Genomic DNA, 1,975 nt, shown 5'->3' with positions numbered 1-1,975 from the left:
GTATGGCGGCGCGGCCCTGGTGCTGGGCGCCGGCGACGGCGACCCGGCGCAGCCGCTGCCGCCGCTGGGCCGCGGGGCCTTGCGCTACCTGCACGTCATGCATCGCTGGGAGATCGCGCCCGGCGAGATCGACCGCGATGTGCTGTCGCCCGGCTTCGGCGAGCCCGGCTGGTATCAGGTGGCGTCTGCAGGGCAGCGGGGCGTGCGGCTGCATCCGAGCCGGGTGGTGCGGCTGCCCGGCGCCGAGCTGCCGGACGGGGTCGGCACCGACGGCTGGGGCGACAGCGTGCTGCAGGCGGTGATGGACGCGATCCGCCACGCCGGCCTCGCCGCCCAGGGGGTGGCGACGCTGATCCACGAGGCCAAGCTGGACGTCATCCGCGTCCCGCGGCTGACCCAGAGCCTGGCCCAGGCCGATTATGCCAAGCGGCTGGTCGAACGCTTCACCCTCGCCAACACGATGAAGGGGCTGGTGAACGCCCTGGTGATCGACAAGGAGGAGGAGTGGGACCGCAAGCAGCTGAGCTTCGCCCAGCTGCCCGAGATCATGCAGCAATACCTGCAGATCGCCGCCGGCGCCGCCGACATCCCGGCCACCCGGCTGCTCGGCCAGGCCCCGGCCGGGCTGAACGCGACCGGCGAGAGCGACATCCGCAACTATTACGACCGGATCGCGGCGGAGCAGCGGGTGACGCTTGGCCCGGCGCTGCGCCGGCTGGACGAGGCGCTGATCCTGAGCGCGCTCGGCACCCGGCCGCCGGAGATCCGGTCCGAATGGGCGCCGCTGTGGCAACTCGGGGCGGAGGAGGCGGCGGCGATCGGCAAGACCAAGGCCGAGACCAGTGCGCTCTATGCCGCGTCCGGGCTGATCCCGCCCGAGGTGCTGGCCCGGGCTGTGCGCAACCAGGTGGTCGAGGACGGCCTCTATCCCGGCATCGAGGCCGCTTAGAGACCGTTTGGAAACGCTACTGGCGCGGCCGCCTGACGGCGGTTTCTCCGCTTCCGGTGCTCACGGACCCAAACGTCCGCTGCGCGCCGGTTCTCGAAACCACCGCCATCCGACTCACAGCGCATTTCGAAACGATCTCTTATGCCGAGGCCGGCGAGGGGACGTCCCGATCGTAAATTGCCGCCCTTCCTGGTCGTCATTCCCGCGGAAGCGGGAATCTCTTTCAGATCGATCGTGACGAGATCCCCGCTTTCGCGGGGATGACGGTTGGTTATTGGCGGTCGACTTGCGATGGCACCGCCACATCACAACGGAGATCCCATGCTCATCACCGATACGGTGACGCTGGTCGGCGACCGGCGCACCACGCAGGACGGCTATCTGGTCGCGGCCGCCCGCATCGCCCGCACCGGCGTCCAGACCTATAGCGGCGCCGAGATGGGGCGCACCGACCTCGCCGCCGTGCGGGTCTGGCGGCCGGAGGAGGAGGTGTTCGCCGCCGACGCCCTGGCGTCGATGGCGCACCGCCCGGTCACGCTCGACCATCCGGTCGAGCCGGTCACCGCCGCCAACTGGAAGGCGCACAGCGTCGGCCAGGTCGGCGGCGAGGTGGCGCGGGACGGCGACTATATCCGGGTGCCGCTGGTGCTGATGGACCGTGCGGCGGTCGACGCCGTCATCGCCGGCAAGCGGCAGCTCAGCGTCGGCTATGCCGCCGAGATCGACTGGACGCCCGGCACCACGCCGGCGGGCGAGGCGTATGACGCCGTGCAGCGCCGGATCCGGGCCAACCATCTGGCGGTGGTCGACGCGGCCCGGGCCGGACCGGCCTGCCGGATCGGGGACGCCTGGACCGCCGTCGCCGCGCCGGTCGCACCGGCCGCGCCGGTCGACGAGGTGGCGGCGCTGCGGGCCGTGATCGAGGCCAGGGACGGCGAGATCGCCGCCCTGACCGCCCGGCTGCGCGATGCCGAGCTGAGCCCGGCGCGGCTCGACGAGGCGGTGGCCGTCCGTGCCCGGCTGGTC

The 1,975-nt window shown here is 72.2% G+C and carries 2 protein-coding genes; both read left to right on the top strand.

What is annotated here, in order from left to right; translation table 11 throughout:
* On the top strand, positions 1 to 949 hold a 949-nt coding region (locus AB4Z01_RS36200), incomplete at its 5' end, for a DUF1073 domain-containing protein (protein ID WP_441701683.1).
* Positions 950 to 1,270: 321 nt separating this feature from the next.
* The coding region (locus tag AB4Z01_RS36195) for a DUF2213 domain-containing protein (RefSeq protein ID WP_441701681.1) at positions 1,271 to 1,975 on the top strand (705 nt) is incomplete at its 3' end.

Origin of the sequence: Inquilinus sp. YAF38 (assembly GCF_052113205.1) — a bacterium.
Classification (GTDB): domain Bacteria; phylum Pseudomonadota; class Alphaproteobacteria; order DSM-16000; family Inquilinaceae; genus Inquilinus.
Note: the sequence above shows the minus strand (reverse complement) of the source record. Positions and strands in the feature narration are given on the sequence as shown.